The sequence below is a fragment of the Streptomyces hygroscopicus subsp. hygroscopicus genome, from assembly GCF_001553455.1.
Taxonomy (GTDB): domain Bacteria; phylum Actinomycetota; class Actinomycetes; order Streptomycetales; family Streptomycetaceae; genus Streptomyces; species Streptomyces hygroscopicus.
The window spans coordinates 1-2226 of sequence record NZ_BBOX01000469.1 but is presented as its reverse complement, the minus strand read 5'-3'; the positions used below and the strand labels follow the sequence as shown (position 1 = coordinate 2226).

Here is a 2226-nt window from a genome sequence, read left to right as displayed (position 1 = left end):
CACCGTGCACGTGGACGGCGGTGTGCGGCGGGGAGAAGACGGTGGCGTTCTCCAGGAGTTCGGCGACGAGCTGGGTGAGGTCGCCGACGGCGGGCCCGATGACCGCGATCCTGGGCAGCCGGCGGACCTCGATCCGCTCGTAGTCCTCGACCTCGGCGACGGCGGCGCGTACCACGTCCATCAGCTGGATCGGCTTGCGCCACTGCCGGGAGGGGGCCGCGCCGGAGAGGATCACCAGGCCCTCGGCGTGCCGCCGCATACGGGTGGTCATATGGTCCAGGCGGAACAGGTCGGCCAGTTCGTCGGTGTCCTCGGTGCGCCGCTCCATGGCGTCCAGGAGGGTGAGCTGACGGTGCAGCAGCACCTGGTTGCGGCGGGCGAGGTTGACGAAGACCTCCGAGACGCCCTGGCGCAGTTCGGCCTGTTTGACCGCCGCCTCGACGGCGGCCCGCTGGAGGGTGTTGAGGGCCTGGCCCACCTGCCCCATCTCATCGGGGCCGTAGTCCAGCCGCGGTGCCTCGGTCTCCATGTCGACCTGCTCGCCCGCGCCGAGGCGGCGCATCACGCTCGGCAGCCGGACGCTGGCGACCTCCTGGGCGTCCTTGCGCAGCCGGGACAGGTCGCGGACCAGGCCGCGGCCGATCCGGAACGAGACCAGGACGGAGACCACGAAGGCGATCAGGCCGAGGATGCCGGCGATGCCGGCCTTGAGCATCACGGCGTTGGCCACCGGGTCGATGCGCTTCTGGAGCCGGTCGGTGGCCTCGTCGCCCAGCCGGTCGTAGTCGTTGAGGACGGGGTGGGCCGCGGCCTCCCAGTGCTCCCGGTCCAGCGCCCGGATGGCCGTGGCGGGGTCCATCGAGGAGAGGATCTTGCCCTCGGCCACCCGCAGGGCGGCGGGGGCGGCGTTGGTGCGCCGGTAGTCGGCGAAGATCTTCTGCTCCGAGTCCGGGAGGATCGGCAGGTTGATCTCGTAGAGCAGGGTGCGCTCGGCGATGAGGTCGGAGACCGTCCGGAGGTCCGCCATCGTCATCGTGCGCGCCGTCAGCGCCGAGACGTACAGCGCGTCCTCGCGGGAGAGCGCCTCCCGGGCGCGGATCATGGCGACCAGCGCACGGCCCTGTTTGTCGAGATCGGTGTCGGGCACCGCGTGCAGGGAGCTGCGGAAGGTGTAGCAGAGATCGACAAGCTTGTTGTAATACTCATATGCTTGGGTGGACGAAATCCCGCTGTCCTCGACCTTGCGGCGCAGACTGTCCAGTCCGTCCGCGGCCTTGAGGATGTTGTCGAGCTGTTCCTCGGAGTCGCCGTTCATCTTGCTGTGTACATCGCCGTCCGATTCGGCCGCCCGCAGTGTGTCGATGGCCTGGTCGGTCTTGCGTTGCAGGGAGTGGAGTACGGGCAGGGCGTCCGACCGCCGCGGATCCGCGAGCAGGATGAGCGTCTGACGGCGTTCGTTCTGCACCGCGTGCACCGCGACCTCGGCCGGCTGGCCCGCCTTGTCGATGATGTCGGAGGCGTCCAGCAGCCGCTTGGCCTCCCGGCCGGTGATCACCGTGGCGAAGGCCCAGATCGCCGTCAGTGACACCAGCGGCACCAGCAACAGCGCCACGATCTTCCTGCGGATGGACTTACCGCGAAAGCGCATGGCCTCCCCAACGTCATCCCCGAACTCCGGGGGCGATGTGCCGAGTTCCGACAACGAGCGGCGCGAGCCTACTACTGCCGGTTGGTTCGGATCGAAGGTGTGTCCACGTGATGCAGGGAGTTCCTTACACTCCGTGATCATGAGTTGTCGGGCGATTCCCCGACTTACCCCCCGCCGCTCGGCACTCCCCCGCCGACCGCCCGACGCGCCCCTCCGGCCGCACTTGGCCGGTTTTCCCCTCCCCAGGGGAACCCCCGGCCGGTGCCATTCGTGATCCAGACGGGCACACTAGGGGGGCATACGACCCAAGTCCCGCTATCTGACTCGGCCGCACCGGAGCAGCCACGGAAAGGGGTGGGAGCGTCATGGACGCGATGGACAAGGATCGCGACATCCCGGCACACGGAGCCCGGCCGCTGTGGACCGAGGAGCCGGCGCGCAGGCGGCGGCTGCCCGATCCGGTGCGCTCGTCCGCGGTGCGGGCGGTGATCATCATTGCCGTGACGCTGGTACAGACGATGGTCGCGACGCTGTGCACCCTGGCGGGCTCGTGGTCCGCCTTCCCCGCCGTGCTCGCC

The 2226-nt window shown here is 69.4% G+C and carries 1 protein-coding gene and 1 pseudogene; one reads left to right on the top strand and one right to left on the bottom strand.

The window, feature by feature from the left end:
* A partial coding sequence (locus tag AXW62_RS36255; RefSeq protein ID WP_174556472.1) for a sensor histidine kinase occupies positions 1-1648 on the bottom strand: 1648 nt, incomplete at its 3' end.
* A 365-nt stretch (positions 1649-2013) separates the two neighbouring features.
* On the opposite strand from AXW62_RS36255, the pseudogene AXW62_RS36250 reads away from it, so the two are divergent.
* Positions 2014-2226 (top strand): annotated as a pseudogene (locus tag AXW62_RS36250) (hypothetical protein); the annotation flags it as partial.